This window comes from Rhodospirillales bacterium RIFCSPLOWO2_02_FULL_58_16 (assembly GCA_001830425.1).
Classification (GTDB): Bacteria; Pseudomonadota; Alphaproteobacteria; order Rhodospirillales; family 2-02-FULL-58-16; genus 2-02-FULL-58-16.
Map to the genome: position 1 here is coordinate 1 of MIAA01000019.1, position 24192 is coordinate 24192.

Below are 24192 nucleotides of genomic sequence, written 5' to 3' on the forward strand. Positions count from 1 at the left end.
CGAGCCAAAAACAAGTTTTGAGGGCACGATAATATCGTATCTCTGAGACCAGAGCGCATCAGGATTGATTGGAATCGCCGCTGTGGGCCATGCCTTATCGATTGCGAGAAGCGGAGCGACGAAGCAAGACGAAGCAATCCAGAGAGCATCCACCGCCACTGGATTGCTTCCCGCGTCGCTGATGCTCGCGATCGCAATGACGCCGATATGCACCGCAGGTGATCCTGATCGATCCTGACGCGCCCCGGCAAACATACCATCCTCAAATGGTAATATTGGCCCGTGTCGCGGGGTGATAGCATTGGTGGAATATATGGGCATGCTTTCTCACCGGCATAAAGAACACAGACATGGAATTTTCCTATCCTTCAGTGCGTTGCGATGCCGAGCCGGCGGCGCCGCCCGCCTTTCTCGCTTCCTGCAATGCCTTGCTGGCGGTTCCCAACGTTCCGGTCCGTAATGGTTTGAAACAGGCTCTTCGCATGGCGGGCGTTGAACGCCTCACTTCGACAGGCAATCTGTTGACGGTGGTCGATGCCGTGGCCGGCGGAGGCCTCGATCTCCTGATCTGCGACACCGCCATCGCCGAGGGCGATATGTGCCGCCTGGTCAAGGAGGTCCGCGAGGAAAAGATCGGGGATAATCCCTTCGTGGTCATCATTCTTCTGGTCAATAAGGATGATGATCATGCGGTCAAGAAAGCCGTCAACAGCGGGGCGGACGATGTGCTGGCCAAGCCCTTTGATCCGGAAGTAATTCTGGAAAGGCTTTTTAGTATTAAAAAGTCCCGCAAACTTTTCGTGGCGACCTCCGGCTATATCGGCCCCAATCGCCGGAGCGACGCACGGCAAGACATTTCCGGCGACCGCTGGGGCGTAAAACCTTTTCCGGCGCCCAACCCCCTCAACCGGAATATTTCGGACATCCGCATTCCTGATCAGGCGCATCGATCCATCCGCCATGCGAAGCGCGTAATGAATGAACAGCGGGTGAGGGTAAGCGCCGTAAGGCTCGGCGACGTGATTCAGTCCCTGCTCGCCGGATGCGGTGAAGATACGCCGCTCTCCGGCGACCAGATGAAGAACCTTGGCATCCTGAATGAAATCGCCGGCGATATCTTCATCCGCGCCCCGAACACGCCCTATGCGCAGTTCAGTTCCATTTGCAAGATGCTGGCCGACATGACGCAGGATATGCTCACCCGCCCCGATGCGGCGTTTGACGAGGACAGCCTCACGTTGATTGCGAAGATACCCGGCGTGTTCGCACATATTTTCAGCGCCGGAAAACAGGAAAAATCGAGCGAGCAGTCAAAGGTTGACGAGATAATGGCAAGCGGTTGAAGGAGGAGAATTTGACGGCAAGCCCGGAGCGCGTTCTTCTTGTCGAGGACAGTCCGACCCAGCGTCTGCTGGTCGAGGCCATGCTGGCCGAGGCGGGGGATTATCTCACGGAGTCGGCGGCTTCCCTTGCGGACGCCGAAAAGGCGCTGGCGCGGGGCGGCGTCGATTCCATCATCCTTGACCTTCATCTGCCGGATTCCTCAGGCATCGGCACGGTGCGCAAAATTATAGAAGCGGCGCCCGGCGCGGCGGTGTTGGTCATGACCGCCGAGAAGGGACTGGGGCGTAAAGCCTTGCGGGCGGGGGCCGGCGACTATCTCCTGAAGGATTCCCTGGATGCCGAAACGCTGCGCCGCGCCTTGCGCTATTCCGCAGAGCGCCAAAAGATTGCCAACCGGCTGCGTGGGAATCGTGACGTCCTGGAACGGCGCGTCGCGAAACGCACCAGGGAACTGGCCGAGAAAATGGAGCGGCTGGAAGAGGCCAACGAGGAGCAAAAGCGCCTCCTCGCCCGCCAACGGATTTTCTCGACTATCCTGCAAATAGCCCTGTCCGGCGATACCCTCGCGGAAGTTCTCGGACAGGCTCTTGCCGTAATCCTCTCGGAACCGTGCCTCCGGATCGAAAACAAGGGGGCCGTCTTCATTGTGGATGGATGTAGCAACCTCACGCTTAAAGCGCAACATGGCCTTTCCCGGCAATTGGTCGAATCCTGCGCCAAGACGCCTTTCGGGGCGTGCCTGTGCGGCAAGGCGGCGACCGGCAATGTCCCCATTCTCAAGGAAAACATGAACGGGCTTCATAAGATCGCCTGCCCGGACATGGAACATCACGGGCATTGCTGCGTGCCCATCGCCGACAGTTCGAGCGTTCTCGGCGTTCTCAGCCTGTATCTTCCGGTCGGAATTCCGTTGGCGGAGAAAGATGAAGAGTTCCTTATCACGGTCGTATCCGCCCTTGCCCTCGCCATCCGGCACAGGAAGTCGGAGGAGGAGTTGCAACAACTCCGCAAGGTCGAGGCGTTGGGCAAACTGGCGGGCGGCATGGCCCACGAGATCAACAACATGCTGGTGCCCATCCAGGCGATGGCCGAGTTCGCGATCGACGATTTGCAGGAAGGAGACCCGCGCCGGGAAGGTCAGGAGATGATCCTGCAAGCCGCCCGCCGCATCCGGGAACTGGTCGAGCAGACGCTGCTCTTCAGCCGCAAGGAGGAAACGGTCAGGGAAAGCGTGGAGGTGCGCAGGCTGCTCGGGGACTGCGAGCGTCTGTTGCGGGGCGCCGTGCCGACTACGATCAAATTCAAGGTTTCTTACGACAGAGATGTGGGCGCCGTCATGGCCAACCGAACCCAGATAGAGTCGGTGCTGTTGAATCTGGCCATGAACGCCGTTCACGCCATGGAGGAGAAAGGAGGGGTTCTGGATATTTCCGCAGGCCTTGCCGATTCCGGACGGGAAGGGGACGACCATGTCTGCCTGTGCGTCCGGGATACAGGATCGGGCATGGATGAAGAGACGAAGGCCCGCATCTTTGAACCCTTTTTCACAACCAAGAAACAGGGGGAGGGAACAGGACTGGGACTGTCCGTCGCCCACGGCATCGTGACCGCGCACGGCGGCGTCATTACGGTGGACAGCAGGCCGGGAAAAGGGACTACCTTCTGCGTCTCCCTGCCGCGCTATAAAACCCCCGGATACCCGGTTCAGGTAACGACGTAATGACCCGTAAACCGGTCAATCCCGATGAGGCTACGATTCTGATCGTCGAGGACGAGGAGATGGTCCTCCAGATCATCGGCAAGTGTTTGCAGAAGATGGGCGTTCCGACCATCCTGGAGGCGCGGAACGGGGAGGAAGCCTGGCAAATCCTTTCGGAACGCAAGGATGAGGTGGACCTCGTCATCTGCGATTGGAATATGCCGCGCATGACCGGCATCTCATTGCTCAAAAAGATTCGCGGCGAATTGCTCGAAACCCGTTTCATGATGCTGACCGGACGAGGCCGGATGATATCGGCGGTCGAGGCCAAGCGGGCGGGCGTCGATGTATTCGCGTTCAAGCCTTATTCGCCCGCCTGCATGATGAAAAAGGTGGCCGCCCTCCTCCGTGACGATGAGAATAAAGAGGAGGAAAGGGAATGGGGGACAATTCTGAATTAAGGGGATACTTCCCCCCCATCCGCCTCTTGCTCTATATGTCCCGAGTATGTACATGAGTCGCCGAAAGAGTTTCGGTTATCTTGACTCGTTCAGCGGAGGGCGTTTTTGTGCCTAGAATTACTTTTATCGATCCCGACGGCAGCCGTCATGATGTTGACGCGCCCATAGGGATGTCGGTGCTTGAGATCGCTCACAAGCACGGCGTCAATCTTGAAGGCGCCTGTGAAGGATCGCTGGCTTGTTCCACCTGTCATGTGATCGTTGACGCAAAGTGGTTCGCCAGGCTGGATAAGGCCGGCGAGGAGGAAGAGGATATGCTGGACTTGGCCTTTGCCCTGACCCACACCTCGCGACTGGGTTGCCAGATCAGGATTACCGACGAGCTTGACGGCATGATCGTCACCCTTCCCGCCGCCACCCGCAATATGATGGTGGATTAAAGCATGAGGTGGACCGATATCCATGAGATCGCCATTGAGCTGGAAGACGCTCATCCTGACGCGGACGTGGTTAATCTGAGCTTCACCAAACTTTGGAAGTGGGTTCAGGAGCTTCCCCGGTTTGACGACGATCCGGAACGTTCCAACGAAAAAATACTTGAATCCATTCAGGCGGCCTGGCTTGAGGAAAGGGGATAGCCCGGCAATGGAAAAGCCGGTCCCGCCGCGCTTCGAGGAATTCGGACTTACCGAGATCGAGTACAGGAAAACTCCAAAACTGCTCCGTCATGTGCTTTGTGAGAAAACCTGCGCCCGCCTTGGACTGATCATTGCCGCCGCCGCCGGCGCGGCGACATTCGCCGGATTGCTCAACAAGATGGAATCGACTTTACACGGATGGTATTTCGGCCTGCCTGTCGGGTTCGTGGTGTTTTTGATGGCGGCTTTTCTGGCGCCGGTTTTTATCAGGTTTCCGGTTCGATTCCTGTCGGCTTTGCAGGAACGCCTGTCAGGAGCCGTGAGCGAGTCCGCCCGCCGGGCCGCTCTCTACGACGACGCCATGGAGGATTATCGCAAGGCGATGATCAAGTACAAAAGTCAGTATCGCTAGAACCCGACGTTCATCTGATCGCCGAACCCACGCGGGTCGGTTCGGGCCGAGCACTGCTCGGGCTTGCCCGGAAGTCCGTCAAAACAAGACACCGCGTTGACCCGCGCCAGCGTCTTGGTGGCGGCGACCGTATGGCCGCGTTTGGCGAGATTTTTGAGTTCGGCGTCGCTCAATCCCTGTTCATAATAAACCATGTCGGGGGCGCCGCTATGATGCACCCGCTTGGCGTTCATGACGTCCTCAAGGGGCGTCTCGTCAATCTGGGTGCCGGCAATGATGCTTACCAGCGCCGTCGGCGCCGCCACGCCTCCGGTAGCCGCTCCGGCGAAGAAGATCAGCCTCTGACTTTCGTCGGTGATCAGAACCGGCCCCAACGACGTCGGACCCCGCCCTCCCTTTCCGGGAAGCGCCGCGATCATGACGCCGGCGCCGGACGCCACGCGACCGATGCCGAACAGGTTGTTCATGGTCATGACGCAGGCTACCCCATAGCCGTCCTGGTCGATCACGGCGAAGCCGGAGGCGGAGGGATTTTCCTGGCGTTGCGCCGGCGCGGGGGTTACCGGCACATGCCGGTCTTCGCGGTAGCCGGCCATCAGCTTGCCCGTGCGTTCCGGCGCGGCCAGGGCGAAGACATCAACGGAGCCGGTCCCGTCCTCGCGCAGCCATTGCCCCCGATCGGCGAAAGCGCGTGAGGCGGTTTCGACAAGAAGATGGTTTCTTGCCTCAGGCGCCGTGTCCTCGTAGCGATCATCGTTGACCAGCATGCTCCACATCTCGGCGGCAACCGCGCCCGCCGCCGCCGGCGGCGGCGCAAAGTGAGTCAGCAACCCCTTGAAGGGAACAACAATGGCCGGACTCCATATGGGATGGTAGCTGTTCAAATCATCGAAGGTCAGCGATCCGCCGGCCGAATTAACCGCTTCCACCAGTTTACGCGCCGTCTCGCCGCTATAAAAATCGGCAGGCCCCAAACTGCGGAGCCGACTCAGCACCGCCGCCAATTCCACTTGCTTGAGCGGGTCTCCCTCCTTGACCAGCCCGCTTCCGTCGGCCCGGGCGAAGATTTCACGAATCGATGGTTCCGCCATGAGCGCTTCTTCGGCTTGCCCCAGGTCGGTGGCGAAGGCGCGTGAAACATTGATCCCGAAGCGGGCCAGATTTTCAGCCGGGGCGACGATCTGGGGCCAGCGTAGACGCCCATACTTGGCGTGCATGGCGAAAAAACCGCCGACATTGCCGGGAACGGCGCTGGGGCGGGTCGCCGCAGCGGGGACCGATTTGGGCGGACGGGCCAGAAAATCAATAGCTTCGGTGTTTCCCGTCCATCCGTCATGAACCACGCAAACCCCGCCTCCGCCGAGACCGGCCGAGGACGGCAGGGTAACCGCCATGGTGAGGTACATGGCGGCGGCGGCGTCTACGGCGCTGCCGCCGCCGTCCAGAATGTCGCGGCCGACGCGAACCGCGCGCGGCTCGTCAGCCGCGATGCCGCCCTTGATTATGTCCTTGGTCGAGACGTTGTCCTGCTTTCGCAGGCCCTCCGCCAACTCCTTGAAGTCCTTGCCCAATTCGCAGGCGCCGAGCGCAAGGGCCATAATAAAAGAAACCGTGAATTGACGCCAGGGCCGCATACCTGTACCCTGTTCCGGCATCATGATTTTAAAAGCCGTGTTCAAACACATTCCCCGATTTGCCGTTGTTTTCGTTCTTTTCATCTCGGCCTTTATAAGGCCGATGGATTCCGTTGCGAAAGAACTTTCCTTAATTCGTGACGTAGAGATCGAAAATACCATCCGTTCCTATTCCGCGCCGCTGTTCAGGGCGGCCGGGCTGGACCCTTCGGCGGTTAATATTTATCTCATCAAGGATAACACCTTAAACGCTTTTGTCGCCGGAGGGCAGAAGCTGTTTATCAATACCGGCCTGCTTATGAAAAGCAAACATGCCGGCGAAGTGATCGGCGTTATCGCCCACGAAACCGGCCACATCGCCGGCGGTCACCTGTCGCGCCTTCACAACGCGATGAAAGATACTTCGGCACAGAGCATCCTTGCCCTGGTGCTCGGCGGCGCCGCCGCCGCAGTGTCCGGGCGGGCGGATGTGGGATCAGTGGTGGCGATGGGCGGACAGGGAGTGGGCCAACGCGATTTCCTTAAATACTCCCGCACCCAGGAATCATCAGCCGATCAGGCGGCGTTGAGATTGCTTGACGCCACCAATCAATCGCCGAGGGGGCTGGGAGAATTCATGGGGACTCTTTCCGGCCAGGAATTGTTGAGCGACAAGCGCCAGGACCCCTATCTGCTAACTCACCCGTTGACCGAGGACCGTCTCAAAGCCCTGCAGGACGGCATTGCCAAATCGCCCAACATCGACAAGCCGATTGATCCTCTTTTCGAGGAAATGCACCGCCGCATGCTGGCCAAGCTGCAAGGCTTTCTTGACCCCCTGGCGACTACCCTGCGCCGTTACAAGGAATCAGACGACAGTCTTGAATCGCGCTACGCCAGAGCCGTAGCCTATTACCGCGTTCCGGACCTGGACAAGGCGTTGCCGCTGGTTGACGGCCTCATCGCCGAGCGTCCCGACGATCCGTATTTTTATGAATTGAAGGGACAAATGCTGTTCGAGAACGGGCGGATTGCGGAGGCGCTGGAGCCTTACGAAAAATCCGTGCGTCTGATGCCGCGTTCGGCGATTCTGCGCGTCGGCCTCGCCAGGGCGCAAATGGAAAGCAATGATCCGGCCCTGCTTGATCCGGCGATTATAAATCTGCGCGCTGCCGTCCAACAGGAACAAGACGATTCTTTTACCTGGCGCCAACTGGCTATTGCTCATGGGCGCAAGGGCGAGATGGGCCCAAGTTCGCTGGCCATGGCCGAGGAAGCCCTGCTTACGGGAAGGAACGCCGACGCCGTTTTTCACGCCGGTCGCGCCGAAACTCTTCTTCCTCGCGGATCAATAGGGTGGTTGCAGGCGCAAGACATCCTGGCCGAGACCAAAAAGAACGAAAAGCCGAACAAATGATCGCCCGCATATCAGGCGCCGCGCTGACGGTAGCGGCGATCATTGCTGTTCTTTCGGGCTGCGCGGCTCCGCCCTCCACCGTTATCGAACCCGAGGGCAAACTGGAAGTCCTTGACGTGGTCCAGGGGTTCTCGCCGGGCGATCTGCCGGGCAGTTGGGTGGTTGAAGGCGCCGGGAACGTAGTCAAGACACAGTTGGCGGTCGTCGAGAAGGACGGCGTCAAGGCCCTCAAAATAACAAATTCCCCTGCCGGCTTCATCGTGGCGCGGCGCACAAAAGCCATGCTTCTCGCCACCCCCTTTCTGACCTGGGCCTGGAACATGGCGCCTCACGGTTCCGGATTCCACCCGGTGCGCGTGGTTGTCGGATTTTCCGGCGACGCTCAAAAAAGCGGAAGCTGGGGAAAATCCGCATCCCTGCCGGGAAGCGCCCTGCCGCCCCATGACCGGGCGCTGGCCTTCACCTGGGGAGACACCGCCCTGCAAAGAGGAACCTTGATCAAGCCGACGGCGAAAGAGAATGTCGCTCCCCTTTATACGGTGCGGGGAGGACGCGAAAACGCCGGTTCATGGTGGCTGGAGGCGGTTGATCTGTCCGAGCTTTACGCCCGCGTATGGCCCGGCGAAGAACAGGGCGGCGTGCAGGTGGTGTTCATCGGCGTGGCCTCGGCCGGCGGCCATGAACCGTCCGCCGCCCATGTTTCCGAAATCAAGCTGTCCAGATAACTTGTTAAAAGCGTGCGGCGCTTGAGTCCGGTCGTTCGCTGGTGTAGGTGATGGCGAATACATAACAAAGGAAAAACAATGCCTGTTTTCAAAATTGCTTTGGTCGCCTTGTTTCTTGCCGTCATGGCGCATCCGGCCTCGGCCGATGACGGAGCTTTGACGCCGGGGCAAAAGCAAGCAGTCAAGGACGTTGTGCGCGAATACCTGCGCGACAACCCCGAGGTTCTGGTTGACGCCATCCGCGCCCTGCAAACGAAACAGGAAGCCAAGGACAGCGAACGGGCCAAGGCCAATCTTTCCTCCATTCGCGGCGAGTTGGAGAACGACCCTTCCTCGCCGGTCGCCGGCAATCCCAAAGGCGATATCACCATCGTCGAGTTTTTCGACTACCGGTGCGGGTTCTGCAAAAAGGCCCTGCCGACGGTTCTGGAACTGCTGAAAGCGGACGGCAACATTCGTTACGTTCTCAGGGAATATCCCATTCTCGGCGAGGAATCCAGGATCGCGGCGCAAGCCGCCCTGGCGGCATGGGGCATAGACAAGGAAAAGTACATGTCCTTCCACGCCGCCCTTATGTCTTCCAAGGGCAGCCTCGGCGAATCAAGGATATTCACTATTGCCGCCGAGTCCGGAGTGGATGTCGCCAAACTGCGCGTCGCCATGAAGGATGCGTCAATCGAAAAGATGCTGAAAAGAAATTACGAGTTGGCCGAAACGCTGGGAATCAGCGGCACCCCCGCTTTTATCATCGGCAACAATGTGTCCCCCGGCTTTATGAGTCTGGAGGCGATGCAAAAGGCGGTGGCGGAAGCGCGCAAGGGGTGATGGCGTGATGGGAGCCGCCCACTTTTCCATCTCCCTTGCATCTCCATATCCCCCTTTCACGCCGGCGCTGTTTTCAGGAATAGCCTTGTACGGTTTGAATGCGTACAGATATTGACCGCCGGTCAAAAATCATGTACGATTTAAATGTGTACAAAAAAGGGAGAAGAACGATGCCAAGAGCGGCGGTTGAAGATAACAATCGGATAGCGCTACGAATTCGATCAGATGACAAGGCGATCATCATGCGCGCGGTTGCATTGGAACATACCAACCTGACCGACTTTGTTTTGCGGAACACCCTACGAGCGGCAAAAGCCGTGATTGACCAAGCTGTGGTCGACAAAGCCGAACGTATTGGGCTTTCCGAGCGCGACAGCCTGCGCGTCCTTGATCTATTGGAAAATCCGCCGGCGCCTAATACGAAACTTCTGGCGGCTGCTCATGCGTTGCCGGCGCGGTCATGAATCTTCCGAGCTGGCGTGAGGAGCCGATTGCCAAAGGGCATGACAGGGAATCTTTCGACTGCGGCGATGACAACTTAAACGAATATCTACGTCGCCACGCACGCAAGAGCCACGAGCAGGGCGGCGCAAAGACCTTTCTGGCGATCTCGGAGAAAGACGGAAAAACCATTCTCGGCTTTTTCAGCCTTAGCCCTGCATCGGTTGAATATTCCCGCACGCCCGATGTCGTGCGGCGCGGGCTTGCGCGCTACGACGTGCCCGTCTTCCGCCTTGGGCGGCTGGCTGTTCATAAGACGATGCAAGGCAAGGGATTGGGCGGCCAGCTTCTCTTGTCGGCCGGGCGGCGTTGCATCCTGGTAGCGGCGGAAGTCGGCGGGGTTGCCTTGTTGATCGACGCCAAAAATAACCGGGCCGCCGGATGGTATGCGACTTATGGAGCGGTTCCGCTCCTGGATGCGCCGCTATCGTTGCTGCTGCCGTTCTCCACCATCGAAAAGGCTTTGGCCGGTAAATTTTGAGAATGAGTTGAGGCCGTTCCCTGTAGCGCTTGGCTAATAAAGGCCTCCGGTGCCGGTGGCCGAGGCGTCCAGTCCCGACGAATAGCCTTCCAGAACCTGCGCCGCCCCCGTCGGCTCGGTGTCGGGCTTAAAGGCTTCGAGAATAACATTGCGATCCCCATGTCCGGCGAGTCGCCCGCTTTGGGAATCAACCTTGACCAATCTTATGCCGGGCGGGATGCGGAACGGGACGGCCGACCGCCCGGACAGCGCCTCGGCCATGAAATCACGAAAAATCGGCACGGCGACGGAAGCTCCCTGCTCGTCCTTGCCCAGCGTTTCAGGAGTATCAAACCCGGCGAACACGCCCACCGCCAGGTCCGGCGAGAAGCCGATGAACCATGTGTCCTTGCTGTCATTGGTAGTGCCGGTCTTGCCGGCCAGCGGCTTGCCCACCACGCTGATGCGTTTGCCGGTGCCGCGCTCGACCACGCCCTGGAGCATGGACACCACCTGATAGGCGCTGGCCGGACTGGTCACCGCTTCGCGCACGTCGGGGATTACCGGCAAATTTTGATTTGTCCAGTAGGAAGCCCGGCAACCCGGACAATCCCGCCTGTCGTGGCGAAATACGGTGCGGCCATGGCGATCCTGGATGCGGTCGATCACGCTCGGCGTGATCTTTTTGCCGCCGTTGACCAGCATGGCGTAGGCGCCGGTAAGTTTGAGCAGCGTCGTTTCATCGGAACCGAGGGCGTTGGCCAACGAGGTGGGCATTTTTTCAACAACGCCGAATCTTTTCGCATACTCCGACACCAGGTCCATGCCGATGGTCTGGGCCAGCCGCACGGTCATCAGGTTGCGGGATTTTTCGATGCCCAGCCGCATGGTGCTGGGTCCGTAGAATTTCTGGGTATAGTTGGACGGTCGCCATTTCGGCAGCCCCGGCCCCTGATCAATAACAAAGGGCGCATCGAGAATCATGGTGGCCGGAGTATAGCCGGCATCCAGCGCCGCCAGATAGATGAAGGGCTTGAACGCCGAACCCGGCTGGCGCATAGCCTGGGTCGCCCAGTTGAACTGGCTTCTCTTGAAGGAGTATCCGCCGGCCATCGCCAGCACTCGTCCGGTATGAGGATCAAGAGCCGCCAGGGCGCCGTTCAACGCCGGAATCTGCCGCAATCCATAAGTCCCTTCCGGATAGGCGACGGCGTTGCCCCCGGCGTCGGCGGCAGCGGCTACCGCCTGGACGAGAACCACGTCCAGAATTGACAGAACATCGCCGGGATGGCGCACTATCGGCCCCAGCGTCTGTTTTTCCCTCCATGGCCGCGCCCACTTCATCTCGGCAAGCGGAATGCGGCCAAGGGCGCCGTCGGCGAAACCGATCCCGGCGTTTTCCTTGTCAACCCTGAGGACGACGGCCGGCCGCCAGTCGCCGATTCCCTCCGGTACATCAATGCGGGACAGTTCGCCGCGCCAGTCCAGGCCCTTGGCCGGGTCCACGCGGGCGACAGGCCCGCGCCAGCCGTGGCGTCGGTCATAGACCTCCAGCCCCCGGCGCAACTGCCGCTCGGCGATTTCCTGGAGTCGCGGATTGACGGTGGTGCGCACCGAAAGTCCGCCCTTGTACAGGTTGCCCTCGCCGTAGCGGTTGGCCAGTTGGCGGCGCACTTCCTCGGAAAAATAGTCGGCGCTGACGTAATCGGTCATTGAACGCCGGCGCGTAATCAACGACTCGTTCCTGCCGCTTTCAGCCTCCTCGGCGCTGATGACGCCGTCCTTCAACATGCGGTCGATGACCCAGTCCCGGCGCTCCTTGGCGGCTTCGGGGAACTCTATGGGATTATAATTATTGGGGGCCTTGGGCAGAGCGGCGAGCAACGCCGCCTCGGCTATCGTCAACTCGTCCATGGACTTGTCGAAGTAATTGAGCGCCGCCGCCGCCACCCCGTAGGAGCCGAAGCCCAGGTAAATCTCGTTCAGATAAAGTTCGAGGATACGGTCCTTCTCGAAGGCGAGTTCCATGCGAAACGCGAGGATGGCTTCCTTGACCTTGCGCTCCCATGAGCGCTCGTTGGTGAGCAGGAAGTTCTTGGCCACCTGCTGGGTAATGGTGGAGGCGCCGACCAGGCGGCGGCCTTTGCCGATGTTGGCGATGTTGACCAGCGTGGCCCGCGCCACGCCGAAAAAATCAACGCCGGCGTGATGGTAAAAGTTCTTGTCCTCCGCCGACAGAAAAGCGCGCACCACCCGGCGCGGCATCGCCTTGATCGGCACAAAGACACGCTTCTCGACGGCGTACTCCGACATCAGCCGCCCGTCGCCGGCATAAGTCCTGGTCATTACCGGCGGCTCATAGTCGGCAAGTTGCAGGTAATCGGGAAGGGAGCTTCCATACTTATGAAAGACGAACAGTATCCCGCCCGCCCCGACGACGGCCATGATTAACGCCAGTCCGGCAATTGTGGCAAAAAATCTCAGCATAAAGTCCTCAGGCCGTCAAACAAGGGGCGGCATTCTAACCGGATAAACAGGAATGTCATATCGCCGAAATATGGCAACGATAGGGCGCGGGTTATAACCCTTAAGAACTACCCGCCGAGCGTTTGCGATCACTGATCGAGGAGATTACGGAGAGGGCGATCAGCGCGACGCCAACCAGGCCGGTGACCAGTTCCGGCACATGCGCCGTGATCGAATAGAGCATGATCAGCCCCAGGGCGCCGATGGCGTAGTGGGCGCCATGTTCCAGAAAGACGAACTCGTCAAGCATGCCCTTGCGCAGCAGGAAGACGGTAAGCGAGCGCACGAATATGGCGCCGATAGCCAGCCCCAGCATAATGATCACGACATCGCGGGTGATGGCGAAGGCGCCGATCACGCCGTCGAAGGAAAATGAAGCATCCAGTATCTCAAGATAAATGAACCCCATGATGCCGTTGCGCGATGCCGCCTTCATCAGTTCATCGCCATCCTCCTTGGAATCAAACAAATTGCCCAAGGCATGAATAACGACGAACAAGGCGATGCCGGAGGCTCCGGAAACAAGCACCGTCAGCCGATTCTCGTCAGACAGAGGCATCAGTCCTTGTGCCGTCAGCAACACCGCAATGGCGGCGGCGGCCTTGAGAGAGCGAATCCGCCCGAGGCCGGCAAACCATTTTTCGATTCCGCCCAACCAATGACGATCCCTTTTGACATCAAACAGGAAAGTAAAGAACACCATCAACAGGAACATGCCGCCGAAGCCGGCGATGCCGGTATGAGCTTCCCTGAGATGGCGGGCATATTCGTCGGGATCGTTAAGAGCCAGGATGCTGACATCGACCATATTGGCAAGAAACCCGTCAGTCGCGGTTTCCATGGTGGCGATGGCGACCACCAGAATGGGGAACACCAGACGCATCCCGAACACGGCGATCAGAATGCCGACGGTAAGAAACAGTTGCTGCCATTTTGCGTCCATATTGCGCAATATGCCGGCGTTGACCACCGCGTTGTCGAAAGACAGGCTGACCTCCATGACCGCAAGCATGGCGACCAGACTGAGCGCCGCCGGACCGCCGAGCGCGGTTTTTGTCCCCCACCAAAAGGCGACGCCCATACACGCCACGCTGAAGGCGATGGAGTATTTGAAATGACCCAGCATTACCGTCGACTCGCCTGTTCGACGTCGGTGAAGTAGCTTTCCACGGCGTTGGTCAGGGCGACGGCCAGTTTGTCCCGGTATTCCTTGCTTCTGAGGGCGCGCTCTTCCTGCTGGTTGGAGAGAAAGCCCAGTTCCAGCAGCACCGAAGGAACGTCGGGAGCTTTGAGGACGGCGAAGCCGGCGAAGCGATGGGTGTTGCGCAGCAACTTGGTCTGGCGGCTCAATTGTTTGACCAGCTCAGCGGCGAACAGAGCCGACTGATTCATCGTCTCGCGCTGGGCCAACTCGATGAGGATATTGGTGACATCGGCGCTCTTGCCGTTGAGGTTGATGCCGGCGATGAGGTCGGCCTTGTTTTCCTTGTCGGCCAACGTCGCCGCCTCCTTGTCCGATGCCGTTTCGGAGAGAGTGTAGACGGAAAGGCCGCGAATATTGCGGTCCTTGATGGCGTCGGCATGGATGGAGACAAACAGTTCGGCCCCCGCCTCGCGGGCAATCGCCACCCGGTCGCGAAGCTGAACGAAAATATCGCGGTCGCGGGTCAGCACAACGCTGAAACGCCCGGTCAATTCCAGCATGCGTTTGATCTCGCGGGCCGCGCTCAGGGTGATTTGCTTCTCGTAGGCGCCGCTGACGCCGACAGTCCCCGGATCAACGCCGCCGTGGCCGGGATCAAGGGCGATTACCCGCCGGGGGCTGGGACGCGCAGGTTTACGGGGCGGCGATATCGCCGCAATCGGCTGCGTCATCGGGGGCTGCGCCGTCGGGACGGGGATATCCGCCCTGGGGACGGAGAGCAGGCCCATGCCGTCGCCGCCCGACATCGAAGCGGTAACCTTGATGCCGTCGCTCCGCGTACTTTCAAGAAACGCCTCGCGACTGGTGGCGGCCAGATCGACGACGATGCGAAAGCCGTGAGTCGCCGAAGGCTCAAGCATAAAAGCGGCGTCAATGGCCGCCGGCCCGGCGACGTCCATTACTACCCGCGAAACTCCCTGCTTGAACAGGCCGTAACGCAACGTATCCAATAGTCCCTTATGGCTGGGCAACGGCTGGGCCGGCAACCGCCAGCCGACCTCAGGCAGATCGATAACCACCCGGTAGGGATCGGCCAGGGTAAAGACGCCGAAGCGCACCCGGTCGGTCAAATCGAAAACGAATCGGGTCTTCCCTTCATGTACGCCGACGCGCATATCGGTGACGACGGCCTGAGCGGCCTGAACATACCGAGGTGCGACACCTGAAAAAACAAGCGCCGGCAGAATCAGAACTATCCACCATTTGGCGTACATAGAACGCAACATATAGGCAGGCCCCTTCCTTGGGGATACTACATAACACTTAATATATTCCATCAACCATCACAAAAACAGGGATATCGACTCCCCGGGCGAATCAAATTATCTCAACAAGATTATTGTCGAACTAAAATCCTACGTTTATATTAACGACGCGACGGGTCCGTTCCTTGATTCGTAAATTACAAAGGCGTCGTTCAAAGATGCTTATGAGGATGGAGTCGCCGAGCGTTCGCACCCGTGCTTGCTTTTTCGAGCCGGGCTTTTTGCGAATGACAAAACTGAACAAGAGGTTTTTCCATGTCGGTTGAGCGCACGAACCCCTTACCCGCCCCGCAGTTACATGCGGCGGCATGGGTCGTAGACGCCATCGACCTTACACGAACAAGCATGCCGCGCGCCCCCGGATTCCTGTCTCGGGCGACGGCGATGCAATGGAGTCAGAAATTCAATGCCAACCAAGAGAATGCTTATCGACACCACCCACCCGGAAGAGACTCGGGTGGTTATCCTCAACGGCGGTCTTCTGGAAGACTATGATGTCGAGGTAGAAGCCAAAAGACAACTTAAAGGAAACATCTATCTATCGAAAGTCGTCAGGGTAGAGCCGTCCCTACAGGCCGCCTTCGTCGATTACGGCGGCAACCGCCACGGCTTCCTCGCCTTTAATGAAATTCATCCCGACTACTACCAGATTCCCGTGGCCGACAGGGAAGCCCTGGTGGCCGAGCATGATGCCGCCGAACAGGCCGACAAAGATAAAGACAATGAATCAGACGGCGGACTTCCGTCCGGCGAAATGGAAACCATCGGCGGCGACGACGCTGAAGAAGTTGCGGTTCGCCGCACGCGGACCTCATCGCGCTCGTATAAAATTCAGGAAGTCATCAAGCGCAACCAAATTCTCCTGGTGCAGGTAGTAAAAGAGGAGCGCGGCAGCAAAGGAGCGGCGCTGACCACTTATCTGTCGCTGGCCGGTCGTTATTGCGTGCTGATGCCCAATACGGCGCGAGGCGGCGGCATCTCGCGCAAAATTTCCAGCGGGGCCGAGCGCGAAAAATTCAAATCCATTCTGGGTGAATTGGGGATACCCAAGGGCATGGCGGTTATCGTGCGCACCGCCGGCGCCGATCACTCCAAAGCCGAAATCAAGCGCGACTATGAGTGCCTGCTGAAACTGTGGGACGCCATTCGCGAATTAACGCTTAAATCAAATGCGCCTTCCCTCATCCACGAGGAGGGAAACCTGATCAAGCGCACCTTGCGCGACCTCTATAATAACGAAATCAAGGAGATCATCGTTGACGGCGATGAAGGCTACCGCGCCGCCAAGGACTTTATGAAGCTGATGATCCCCAGCCACGCCAAGAAGGTTCAGCCTTATACCGACGCCTCCATGCCGATGCTTCAGCGTTTCCAGGTGGAAAGTCAACTGGACACCATCCATAACCCCATCGTCCAATTAAAGTCAGGCGGTTATATCGTCATCAATCCGACCGAGGCGTTGGTCGCCATTGACGTCAACTCCGGGCGCTCCACCAAGGAACGCAATATTGAGGAAACGGCGCTTAAGACCAACCTTGAGGCTGTTGACGAAATAGCCCATCAGGTGCGTCTGCGCGACTTGTCCGGGCTTATCGTCATTGACCTTATCGACATGGAAGTATCACGCAATAACACCAAGGTGGAACGACGCCTCAAGGACGCCATGCGCAGTGACCGCGCCCGCATCCAGTTGGGCCGCATCAGTCCCTTCGGTCTGCTCGAATTCTCCCGCCAGCGCCTGCGCCCGAGCCTCATCGAAACCAGCTCCGAGCCTTGTCCCTATTGCGAGGGAAGCGGCGTGCGCCGCTCAACCGACTCGGCGGCGCTGTTCGTATTGCGCGCTATTGAGGAAGAAGGCGCCAAAGGACGAGCCGCCGAGATTCTCGTTCATACGTCAACGGCGGTGGCGCTCTATATTCTCAATCGCAAGCGCCCTTCCCTGGCTGATATCGAAAGCCGCAACAACATGGTCGTGCTTCTCGCCGGCGATGATACGCTGATCCCGCCCGAGTGCCGGATCGAACAGACGAGAATAAAAACCAACGTCCCGACGACCGCTAAAAAAATCGTCGTCTCGCCGTTTGCCGACGACGACGACAACGAAGTCCCCGCGAATAAAGAAGAAGACGGCGGCAAGGAAGACGGCGGCAAGGAGCGGCGGCCGTCGCGCCGGCGGCGACGCAAGCGCCCGGATGAAGAACAAAGCGCCGTCGCCAATCCCCCGGAATCCGCCGCCGGTGAACCCACAGCCGAAAAAACTGTCGCCGAAACAACGGGCGACGAGAGCGGCCCCGGAAGCGTTGCGAGTCCGACCGGCGGCAAGCGCCGCAGGCGCGGCAGGCGTGGCGGACGCCGTCGCTCGCGCAGGCCGGGGGAAGCGCATAAAGGCGCCGTCCTGCCTGTCGCCGGGAATATTCCCGCTCCAAACGCTCTGCTGGAAGGCCCGGCTGAGGTCGCCTTATTGGAAAAACCGCCGGAAACCGTTATGATCGTGACCCCCGATGGCGTTATCAAGCCGGAAACCGTAAAGGAGGCTTCTGAAATTACCGGGGCGGCGACTGCGGACAACGAGCAAGGTCCGGCCCCCAGGAAACCCTCCCGTCGCAGAAACACACCCAAACTGTCTGTGACCGAACAACCTGCGACCGAACAAGCATCAAAGCCGGCGCGGCGGCGGCGCGGCGGCGCGAGAGAAAAGGACGAGGTAATATCGATGCCGGAGGAGAAGCCGGGGGAGAAGACGCCCGAAAAGGAAAAAAGCGTCAGCGAAGCCGCTGCGGGCAATGTAGTCAACACCGATGAAACTCCCCTCCCTGCGGAAGTAGAAAAACCGCGTAAAGGCTGGTGGCAACGGTTTTAGGAATCACCGACGGCAACAAACCGCCGACCGGCGCCCGCGTCGTCTGCGCCATGTCGGGCGGCGTGGATTCGTCGGTTTGCGCGGCTCTGCTGGTCGAGGAAGGCTATGAAGTCATCGGCGTCACCATGCAGCTTTATGACCATGGCGAGGCGATCTCAAGGCCCGGCTCCTGTTGCGCCGGCCGCGATATCGCCGACGCCGGGAGAGTCGCCGACGCCATCGGCATACCCCATTATGTGCTTAACTTTGAGAAGCGCTTCCGGGAAGCGGTAATCGACGATTTTGCCGATGCCTATCTGGCCGGCGAGACTCCCAACCCCTGCATCCGCTGCAACCAGACGGTCAAGTTCATCGACCTGCTGGGCAAGGCCGATGAACTGGGCGCCGCCGCGCTGGTTACCGGCCACTATGCGCGTCTGGTGAACGGCTCCGAACTTCACGCCGGCGCCGACGTCGCCCGCGACCAGAGCTACTTTCTGTTTACCGTCACACGCGGTCAAATGCGAAAGCTGCATTTTCCCCTCGGCGCCATGAGTAAAGACGAGACCCGTGCGCTGGCGCGGCGCTTCGCTCTTCCCGTCGCCGCCAAACCCGACAGCCAGGACATCTGTTTCGTGCCGGAAGGCGCTTACGCCGAGGTGTTGGAAAAACTGCGCCCCGGCGCTTCCGGGCCGGGACCTATTATCGACCAAAAAGGCGCCGTCATCGGTCGTCACCGGGGCATAATCAATTACACCATAGGCCAGCGGCGGGGCCTCGGCATCGCCGGCAAACGTCCGCTTTATGTAGTCCGTCTGGACCCCGAGACCGCTACCGTCGTCGTCGGCCCCAAAGAAGCGCTGCTTTTGGACCGCCTGACAATAAGAGACCTCAACTGGCTGGGCGACGGCGACCCGCCGATGGACCCCGTTAAGGTTACGGTAAAACTACGTTCGACAACCCCCGCCGCCGCCGCCGTCGTTCGCAGCCTCGGCAACGGCAAGGCGGAAGTGGTCCTCGGCGAATCCCAACCCGGCGTCGCCCCCGGTCAAGCCTGCGTGATTTATAGCGGCGCCCGCGTACTGGGCGGAGGGTGGATCAGGCGAGAGGAAACGGCGGGATAATCGGGCAACCCCTTTCCGGCAAGAAGGGAAAAAATTCTCCCCTTACAAAGGGGAGGCCGGGAGGGGTGTTTTTACCTCCCGACGCATAGGCTCAGGGAAACACCGTTTTTGAATTTTATATCCGTGTTCATCGGTGTTTATCCGTGGTTTTTTCATTCTAGTTAACTACGGATGCACACTGATAAACGCAGATAAAGACGTTTTTTCAGCAACCTCTCCCTACCCCCTTCGTAAGGAGGGGAAAGCGCAGGGACCGCCATGGCGCAGCGAGTCGAGGGTTACATGCCGGCCGTTGCGGAAGTCGGCGCCTCCTTCCTTGAGGGCTTCGCGTTCGTCAGGGGTTGCCTCTTCTTCCGGTAGAGCGGCGATCCTTTCGGCGATAGCGCGGTCATCCGCCTGCTTGATGTAGACGCGCAGCGCCTCGCGCACGAGTTCGGAACGGGTGCGGTGCTCGGCCTTTTGGATGCGCGTAAGCTCCTTCGCCATTTCAGGCGGCAGAGATATGGAGAGGGTGGCGGTGGTGCGGCTCATGGTCATGCGGCTATAAACGTATGAGTGTTACCGGTTATTACATGGTAACAAATTCGCTGCGGGCGTCAAGCGTCAGGCAGGGCAGGAATAACCGGGCAACCGTTCGGGCCGGCCATTATACTTTTTTTGACGTATTAATAAGCTTTCTCACTTCCAAATTATTTTTCATCGCCTTTTTATTAAGTGATCGAGCCAGGTCTTGAGCCTTATCGGCGAGTCTCTTAACTTTTTTAGCCTTTGCCGACAACGCTTTGTCTTTCTTGGCTTTTTTGGCGGTCTTTTTGGCTCTTTTCGTCAACAGGTCGGCGACAGCATAGGCTCTTAAAGCCCTCAAAGACGCCAACAGCGCCTTTTTATGCGCCGTTTTGATCGTTGACTGGGAACTTGACGATGCCATGATTAACCTCGCGTCTGATTTTGTTTAGGGCCAAGACTCATTGTGTCAATATAATCGGCGATCATCAAGCCGTAACCCGGAGATGTTTATGATTCCCCGCTACAGCCGTCCGCAAATGGTCGCCGTTTGGCAACCTGAGAACAAGTTCCGCATCTGGTTTGAGATCGAGGCCCACGCCTGCGACGCCCAGGCGGAGCTTGGCGTAATCCCCAAGGAAGCCGCCAGGGCGGTGTGGGAGAGAGGCGGCTTCGATGTGGCCCGCATCGACGAAATCGAGGCCGAGACCAAGCACGATGTCATCGCCTTCCTCACCAGTCTCAAGGAGCATGTCGGCGAGGAGGCCCGCTTCGTCCACCAGGGAATGACCTCATCGGACGTGCTGGACACCTGTCTGGCGGTGCAACTGGCCGAGGCCGCCGATATTTTACTGGCCGACATCGACGGATTGCTGGCGGCTTTGAAAAAGCGGGCCTATCAGTTCAAGGACACGCCGTGCATCGGCCGCAGCCACGGCGTCCATGCCGAGCCGACCACCTTCGGCCTCAAGCTGGCCGGCTTTTACGCCGAGTTCCACCGCAACCGGAACCGTCTGCGGGCGGCGCGGACGGAAATCGCCACCTGCGCTATTTCGGGCGCCGTCGGCGCCTTCGCCGGCATTGATCCCTATGTCGAAGAATATGTGGCCGGAAAAATGGGACTGACGCCCGAGCCGGTATCGACCCAGGTGATCCCGCGTGACCGTCACGCCTTATTCTTCGCCGTCCTCGGCATTATCGCCGGTTCGGTGGAGCGGCTGGCTACGGAAATCCGCCACCTGCAACGCACCGAAGTGCGCGAAGTCGAAGAATTTTTTGCGCCGGGGCAAAAAGGCTCCTCGGCCATGCCCCACAAGCGCAACCCGGTTCTCAGCGAGAACCTGACCGGATTGTCCAGGGTGGTGCGCGCCGCCGTGGCCCCGGCGTTGGAAAATATGGTGCTGTGGCACGAGCGCGATATTTCCCACTCTTCCGTCGAGCGCATGTTCGGACCCGACGCCACCATCACCCTTGATTTCGCCTTGGCGCGGTTGACCACGGTGGTGGAAACGCTGCTGGTCTACCCCGACGCCATGCAAAAGAATATGAACCAACTGGGCGGGCTGATTCACTCGCAACAAGTGCTGCTGGCCTTGACCCAGGCCGGCATGAGCCGCGAGGACGCCTACGCCGCCGTCCAGCGCAGCGCCATGAAGGCATGGCAGGAAAACGCCGATTTTCTGAGCCTGCTTAAGGCCGACTCAACGGTGACCGACCTGTTGGACGCAAAAGCCATCGAATCCATGTTCGATATGGCCCACTACACCAGGAACGTGGATGCCATCTTCAGGCGGGTATTCGGTAATTAATCGCCGACCCGCTCGTGGTCTTTGTCAAGCGCTTCGGGATACTCGGTTGATATCTGCTTGAAAGCGATGGGATAAAGACGATCCAGTTCGACCCGTATGTCATTGGCGGTAAGTTTGACCCCCCGCTTTTCAAAGTCTCTGAATACCTTGCCGACGACGTCGCCGACGCCGGATTCATTCAGATCGACGATGACCACCTCCTTGGCGTAGGCCGCCGTCTCGGCGCCGGTCATTCCCATGCGCTCGGCGGCCCATATTCCAAGGAGCTTGTTGCGCCGCGCCTCGGCCTTGAAGCGAAGCTCTTCTTCAAGCTTGTACTTCGCCTCATGGCTTTTCTCACGTTCGCGCATGGTATCGGCATAGGAACCGTTCATAACGGTGAATTTACGCAAACGACCGTCGCTTATCAATCCCTCATATGTGAATTTCACGGCGTTGTTTTATCGACAAACAACTGCTATATGAGTTTACTCCATCAATCATGCTCTTTCCCCTACCGGAGACCCCCATGGCCAAACGCAGGCAAATTTATGAAGGCAAGGCCAAGGTTCTGTTTGAAGGCCCCGAACCCGGCACTCTGGTGCAGCACTTCAAGGACGACGCCACCGCTTTCAACAACAAGAAAAAAGGCGTCATCACCGGCAAGGGCGTCATCAACAACCGGATTTCCGAATATCTGATGGTCTGTCTGGGCGAGATCGGAATCCCCACCCACTTCGTGCGCCGTCTCAACATGCGCGAGCAACTCGTCCGCGAGGTGGAGATCATCCCTATCGAGGTGGTGGTGCGCAACGTGGTCGCCGGTTCGCTGGCCACGCGCTTCGGCATGTCCGAAGGAGCGCTCCTGCCCCGCTCCATCGTTGAATACTATTACAAGTCCGATCAACTCGACGATCCGATGATCACCGAGGAACATATCACCGCTTTCGGCTGGGCGACGCCTTCCGACCTTGATGAAATCATGTCGCTGGCCCTGCGCATTAATGATTTCATGACCGGCCTGTTTCTCGGCGTCGGCATCCGTCTGGTGGACTTCAAGATCGAATTCGGCCGGCTGTGGGAAGACGAGCAAATGCGGATCGTGCTGGCCGATGAGATCAGCCCCGACAGTTGCCGCCTGTGGGATATCCGAACCAGTGAAAAAATGGACAAGGATCGCTTTCGCCGCGACCTCGGCAACGTCGAGGAAGCCTATCAGGAAGTGGCGAGGCGCCTCGGCATCCTGCCTGAAAGCGGCCCGCTCGATTTCCGTGGCCCCGAAGCCATGCAATAGACGATGAAAGCCAGAATCCACGTCACCTTGAAAAACGGCGTCCTCGACCCCCAGGGCAGGGCTATTCATCACGCCTTGGCGGCGCTGGGCTTCGCCGGCGTGCGCGACGTGCGCCAGGGCAAATACTTTGAAATCAAGCTGGACGAAACCGATCCCGACAAGGCCGGCAAAGATATAGACGCCATGTGCCGGCAACTGCTGGCCAACACCGTTATCGAAAATTACGAAATCGAGACCGAGGAGACCTGACTTGACGGCTCCGTCCGGATTCGAGTGGGATGAAAAGAAACGGCGGACCAATTTATCGAAGCATGGCATTGACTTTTATGACATTCCAAAAATTTTCAGGTATCCACGCCTCGACAGTGAAGATCATTCTCATTCCGAAAGTGAGCTGCGGTGGAAATCCCTCGGCTATCTTGATGAGCAGGTGATTTTTTTCGTCTATACAATGCGCGGAGATCGACGAAGAATAATCACCGCCCGGCCCGCCACTCGCGATGAAACTGTGCTATATTATCAACGTTACCTTTTCGACTTGAGGTCAAAATAACCGCCATGGGTAGCCAAAAGAGAAGCATCGCCGAGGACGCTCCCACTGAGCCTAGGGATTGGGTGGCCGCCGTCGAAGTCCGCCCGGACAAGCGCCCGTTGATGAGAGGCGCGCCGGTGACTTTCTTCGTCTATGCCGCTTCAAATGATTCGACCTTATATGTCGCCCTGGACAAGAACGACGAAACGCTGCTTCCCGCCTGCCCCAAGAAGGGCCGATGGGAATTTTTTAAAAACTTTTCCGAATCGGGCCGTCCGCGAATCGGCTTCGATGAAGCTGCCGCGAAGAAAGATATAAAGAACAACGGCTATCATACCTTCCGGGTAAAGATCGATACATCCGAGGTTACCGCCAGAAAATCGGCATAACATGCGCGCCGCCGTAATCGTTTTTCCCGGATCAAATTGTGACCGTGACGTGCGGGTCTCATTGAGGCAGGCCATGGGCAAGGAGCCGTTCATGGTCTGGCATAAAGACAGCGAAATGCCCGATGTTGATCTGATCGTCGTTCCCGGCGGCTTTTCCTATGGCGATTACCTGCGGTGCGGCGCGATGGCTTCTCACTCGCCGATCATGAGGTCAGTGACGGCGAAGGTCAAAAAAGGCGTTCATGTGCTGGGCATCTGCAACGGCTTTCAGATTCTCACCGAGGCCGGGTTGCTTCCCGGAGCGCTGATGCGCAACGCCGACCTTAAGTACATCTGCAAGGACGTTCATTTGAGGGTTGAAAGCGCCGATACGCCGTTTACCCGAAAATACGAGCCGGGCCGGACCATCCGCATTCCCATCGCCCATCACGACGGCAATTACTTCGCCGACGACGCCGCGCTGGAGCGCATCGAGGGCGAGGGACAGGTGGCGTTCCGCTATTGCACCCCCGAAGGCGAAGTCGGCAAAGACGCCAATCCCAACGGCTCGCGAGGCAATATCGCCGGCATCTTTAATCAAGGCCGCACCGTGCTCGGCATGATGCCCCACCCGGAACGGCTGGCCGACCCCCG

At 58.8% G+C, this 24192-nt stretch carries 26 protein-coding genes and 1 pseudogene; 19 read left to right on the forward strand and 8 right to left on the reverse strand.

The annotated features are described in order from the left end of the window. Window positions 1-255, reverse strand: a pseudogene (locus A3H92_04760) (hypothetical protein). A gap of 95 nt (window positions 256-350) precedes the next feature. On the opposite strand from A3H92_04760, the gene A3H92_04765 reads away from it, so the two are divergent. The 6 genes from A3H92_04765 to A3H92_04790 all read left to right on the forward strand — a co-directional run bounded on the left by A3H92_04765 (window position 351) and on the right by A3H92_04790 (window position 4554). Continuing rightward, window positions 351-1343, forward strand: a complete 993-nt coding sequence (locus tag A3H92_04765; protein ID OHC75330.1) for a hypothetical protein — start codon at window positions 351-353, stop codon at window positions 1341-1343. Beyond that, entirely contained in the window at window positions 1340-3064 is a 1725-nt protein-coding gene (locus A3H92_04770; protein ID OHC75331.1) for a hypothetical protein, read from the forward strand. The genes A3H92_04765 and A3H92_04770 overlap by 4 nt, the downstream gene beginning before the upstream one ends. Continuing rightward, window positions 3064-3504 carry a hypothetical protein gene (locus A3H92_04775; GenBank protein ID OHC75332.1) on the forward strand — a complete coding sequence of 147 codons (441 nt, stop codon included), beginning with the start codon at window positions 3064-3066 and terminating at the stop codon, window positions 3502-3504. Before A3H92_04770 ends, A3H92_04775 begins: the two co-directional genes overlap by 1 nt. A gap of 107 nt (window positions 3505-3611) precedes the next feature. Further along, window positions 3612-3944 carry a 2Fe-2S ferredoxin gene (locus A3H92_04780; protein OHC75333.1) on the forward strand — a complete coding sequence of 111 codons (333 nt, stop codon included), beginning with the start codon at window positions 3612-3614 and terminating at the stop codon, window positions 3942-3944. A gap of 3 nt (window positions 3945-3947) precedes the next feature. After that, a complete protein-coding gene (locus A3H92_04785) occupies window positions 3948-4142 on the forward strand; it encodes a Fe-S assembly protein IscX (protein ID OHC75334.1) in 195 nt (64 codons plus the stop codon). A 7-nt stretch (window positions 4143-4149) separates the two neighbouring features. Further along, a complete protein-coding gene (locus A3H92_04790) occupies window positions 4150-4554 on the forward strand; it encodes a hypothetical protein (protein ID OHC75335.1) in 405 nt (134 codons plus the stop codon). Here A3H92_04790 and A3H92_04795 read toward each other — a convergent pair. Next, entirely contained in the window at window positions 4551-6188 is a 1638-nt protein-coding gene (locus tag A3H92_04795) for a hypothetical protein (protein OHC75336.1), read from the reverse strand. The two genes, A3H92_04790 and A3H92_04795, sit on opposite strands and share 4 nt — an antisense overlap. A 22-nt stretch (window positions 6189-6210) precedes the next feature. On the opposite strand from A3H92_04795, the gene A3H92_04800 reads away from it, so the two are divergent. The 5 genes from A3H92_04800 (at window position 6211) to A3H92_04820 (ending at window position 10116) form a co-directional block, all read left to right on the forward strand. Then, on the forward strand, window positions 6211-7584 hold the full coding sequence (locus A3H92_04800) for a hypothetical protein (GenBank protein ID OHC75337.1): 1374 nt from the start codon (window positions 6211-6213) through the stop codon (window positions 7582-7584). Further along, on the forward strand, window positions 7581-8309 hold the full coding sequence (locus tag A3H92_04805) for a hypothetical protein (GenBank protein ID OHC75338.1): 729 nt from the start codon (window positions 7581-7583) through the stop codon (window positions 8307-8309). Before A3H92_04800 ends, A3H92_04805 begins: the two co-directional genes overlap by 4 nt. Window positions 8310-8387: 78 nt before the next feature. After that, window positions 8388-9134 carry a hypothetical protein gene (locus A3H92_04810; GenBank protein ID OHC75339.1) on the forward strand — a complete coding sequence of 249 codons (747 nt, stop codon included), beginning with the start codon at window positions 8388-8390 and terminating at the stop codon, window positions 9132-9134. Between the two features lie 170 nt (window positions 9135-9304). After that, on the forward strand, window positions 9305-9598 hold the full coding sequence (locus tag A3H92_04815) for a hypothetical protein (protein ID OHC75351.1): 294 nt from the start codon (window positions 9305-9307) through the stop codon (window positions 9596-9598). After that, window positions 9595-10116: a GNAT family N-acetyltransferase gene (locus A3H92_04820; protein OHC75340.1), complete on the forward strand. Its 522-nt coding sequence runs from the start codon at window positions 9595-9597 to the stop codon at window positions 10114-10116. The genes A3H92_04815 and A3H92_04820 overlap by 4 nt, the downstream gene beginning before the upstream one ends. A 33-nt stretch (window positions 10117-10149) precedes the next feature. Here A3H92_04820 and A3H92_04825 read toward each other — a convergent pair whose 3' ends face one another. The 3 genes from A3H92_04825 to A3H92_04835 form a co-directional block, all read right to left on the reverse strand. Then, window positions 10150-12579: a penicillin-binding protein gene (locus A3H92_04825; GenBank protein ID OHC75352.1), complete on the reverse strand. Its 2430-nt coding sequence runs from the start codon at window positions 12577-12579 to the stop codon at window positions 10150-10152. A gap of 103 nt (window positions 12580-12682) precedes the next feature. Next, complete coding sequence (locus A3H92_04830; protein OHC75353.1) at window positions 12683-13744, reverse strand: hypothetical protein; 1062 nt, start codon at window positions 13742-13744, stop codon at window positions 12683-12685. A gap of 2 nt (window positions 13745-13746) precedes the next feature. Further along, window positions 13747-15039 (reverse strand): hypothetical protein, encoded by a 1293-nt coding sequence (locus A3H92_04835; protein OHC75341.1) that lies wholly within the window; start codon window positions 15037-15039, stop codon window positions 13747-13749. Between the two features lie 457 nt (window positions 15040-15496). On the opposite strand from A3H92_04835, the gene A3H92_04840 reads away from it, so the two are divergent. Together A3H92_04840 and A3H92_04845 are read left to right on the forward strand one after the other, a co-directional pair. Continuing rightward, complete coding sequence (locus tag A3H92_04840; protein ID OHC75342.1) at window positions 15497-17950, forward strand: hypothetical protein; 2454 nt, start codon at window positions 15497-15499, stop codon at window positions 17948-17950. Then, window positions 17932-19053: a tRNA 2-thiouridine(34) synthase MnmA gene (locus A3H92_04845; protein OHC75343.1), complete on the forward strand. Its 1122-nt coding sequence runs from the start codon at window positions 17932-17934 to the stop codon at window positions 19051-19053. The genes A3H92_04840 and A3H92_04845 overlap by 19 nt, the downstream gene beginning before the upstream one ends. A gap of 219 nt (window positions 19054-19272) precedes the next feature. Here the strand turns inward: A3H92_04845 and A3H92_04850 are convergent, their stop codons facing one another. Together A3H92_04850 and A3H92_04855 are read right to left on the reverse strand one after the other, a co-directional pair. Continuing rightward, window positions 19273-19590 carry a hypothetical protein gene (locus A3H92_04850; protein ID OHC75344.1) on the reverse strand — a complete coding sequence of 106 codons (318 nt, stop codon included), beginning with the start codon at window positions 19588-19590 and terminating at the stop codon, window positions 19273-19275. Between the two features lie 109 nt (window positions 19591-19699). Then, entirely contained in the window at window positions 19700-19981 is a 282-nt protein-coding gene (locus A3H92_04855) for a hypothetical protein (protein OHC75345.1), read from the reverse strand. Between the two features lie 88 nt (window positions 19982-20069). On the opposite strand from A3H92_04855, the gene A3H92_04860 reads away from it, so the two are divergent. Next, complete coding sequence (locus A3H92_04860; protein OHC75354.1) at window positions 20070-21365, forward strand: adenylosuccinate lyase; 1296 nt, start codon at window positions 20070-20072, stop codon at window positions 21363-21365. On the opposite strand, the gene A3H92_04865 is transcribed toward A3H92_04860, so the two are convergent. Beyond that, window positions 21362-21739: a hypothetical protein gene (locus A3H92_04865; protein ID OHC75355.1), complete on the reverse strand. Its 378-nt coding sequence runs from the start codon at window positions 21737-21739 to the stop codon at window positions 21362-21364. The two genes, A3H92_04860 and A3H92_04865, sit on opposite strands and share 4 nt — an antisense overlap. Window positions 21740-21873: 134 nt before the next feature. Here A3H92_04865 and A3H92_04870 point away from each other — a divergent pair, with 134 nt between their 5' ends. The 5 genes from A3H92_04870 to A3H92_04890 all read left to right on the forward strand — a co-directional run. Continuing rightward, window positions 21874-22638 carry a phosphoribosylaminoimidazolesuccinocarboxamide synthase gene (locus A3H92_04870; protein ID OHC75346.1) on the forward strand — a complete coding sequence of 255 codons (765 nt, stop codon included), beginning with the start codon at window positions 21874-21876 and terminating at the stop codon, window positions 22636-22638. Window positions 22639-22641: 3 nt separating this feature from the next. Next, window positions 22642-22887, forward strand: coding sequence for a phosphoribosylformylglycinamidine synthase (locus A3H92_04875; protein ID OHC75347.1), 246 nt, complete (start codon window positions 22642-22644; stop codon window positions 22885-22887). A 1-nt stretch (window position 22888) separates the two neighbouring features. Beyond that, window positions 22889-23191, forward strand: a complete 303-nt coding sequence (locus tag A3H92_04880) for a hypothetical protein (protein OHC75348.1) — start codon at window positions 22889-22891, stop codon at window positions 23189-23191. Between the two features lie 62 nt (window positions 23192-23253). Then, a complete protein-coding gene (locus A3H92_04885; protein ID OHC75349.1) occupies window positions 23254-23559 on the forward strand; it encodes a hypothetical protein in 306 nt (101 codons plus the stop codon). A gap of 1 nt (window position 23560) precedes the next feature. Further along, on the forward strand, window positions 23561-24192 hold a 632-nt coding region (locus tag A3H92_04890; protein ID OHC75350.1), incomplete at its 3' end, for a phosphoribosylformylglycinamidine synthase I.

What these genes read in the sequence shown, in the direction of transcription:
- A3H92_04765 (OHC75330.1), top strand. Translation starts at nt 351, where the DNA reads ATGGAATTTTCCTATCCTTCAGTGCGTTGCGATGCCGAGCCGGCGGCG.
- A3H92_04775 (OHC75332.1), top strand. Translation starts at nt 3,064, where the DNA reads ATGACCCGTAAACCGGTCAATCCCGATGAGGCTACGATTCTGATCGTC.
- A3H92_04785 (OHC75334.1), top strand. Translation starts at nt 3,948, where the DNA reads ATGAGGTGGACCGATATCCATGAGATCGCCATTGAGCTGGAAGACGCT.
- A3H92_04790 (OHC75335.1), top strand. Translation starts at nt 4,150, where the DNA reads ATGGAAAAGCCGGTCCCGCCGCGCTTCGAGGAATTCGGACTTACCGAG.
- A3H92_04795 (OHC75336.1), bottom strand. Translation starts at nt 6,188, where the DNA reads ATGCGGCCCTGGCGTCAATTCACGGTTTCTTTTATTATGGCCCTTGCG.
- A3H92_04800 (OHC75337.1), top strand. Translation starts at nt 6,211, where the DNA reads ATGATTTTAAAAGCCGTGTTCAAACACATTCCCCGATTTGCCGTTGTT.
- A3H92_04805 (OHC75338.1), top strand. Translation starts at nt 7,581, where the DNA reads ATGATCGCCCGCATATCAGGCGCCGCGCTGACGGTAGCGGCGATCATT.
- A3H92_04810 (OHC75339.1), top strand. Translation starts at nt 8,388, where the DNA reads ATGCCTGTTTTCAAAATTGCTTTGGTCGCCTTGTTTCTTGCCGTCATG.
- A3H92_04815 (OHC75351.1), top strand. Translation starts at nt 9,305, where the DNA reads ATGCCAAGAGCGGCGGTTGAAGATAACAATCGGATAGCGCTACGAATT.
- A3H92_04820 (OHC75340.1), top strand. Translation starts at nt 9,595, where the DNA reads ATGAATCTTCCGAGCTGGCGTGAGGAGCCGATTGCCAAAGGGCATGAC.
- A3H92_04835 (OHC75341.1), bottom strand. Translation starts at nt 15,039, where the DNA reads ATGTACGCCAAATGGTGGATAGTTCTGATTCTGCCGGCGCTTGTTTTT.
- A3H92_04840 (OHC75342.1), top strand. Translation starts at nt 15,497, where the DNA reads ATGCCAACCAAGAGAATGCTTATCGACACCACCCACCCGGAAGAGACT.
- A3H92_04850 (OHC75344.1), bottom strand. Translation starts at nt 19,590, where the DNA reads ATGACCATGAGCCGCACCACCGCCACCCTCTCCATATCTCTGCCGCCT.
- A3H92_04855 (OHC75345.1), bottom strand. Translation starts at nt 19,981, where the DNA reads ATGGCATCGTCAAGTTCCCAGTCAACGATCAAAACGGCGCATAAAAAG.
- A3H92_04860 (OHC75354.1), top strand. Translation starts at nt 20,070, where the DNA reads ATGATTCCCCGCTACAGCCGTCCGCAAATGGTCGCCGTTTGGCAACCT.
- A3H92_04865 (OHC75355.1), bottom strand. Translation starts at nt 21,739, where the DNA reads ATGAACGGTTCCTATGCCGATACCATGCGCGAACGTGAGAAAAGCCAT.
- A3H92_04870 (OHC75346.1), top strand. Translation starts at nt 21,874, where the DNA reads ATGGCCAAACGCAGGCAAATTTATGAAGGCAAGGCCAAGGTTCTGTTT.
- A3H92_04875 (OHC75347.1), top strand. Translation starts at nt 22,642, where the DNA reads ATGAAAGCCAGAATCCACGTCACCTTGAAAAACGGCGTCCTCGACCCC.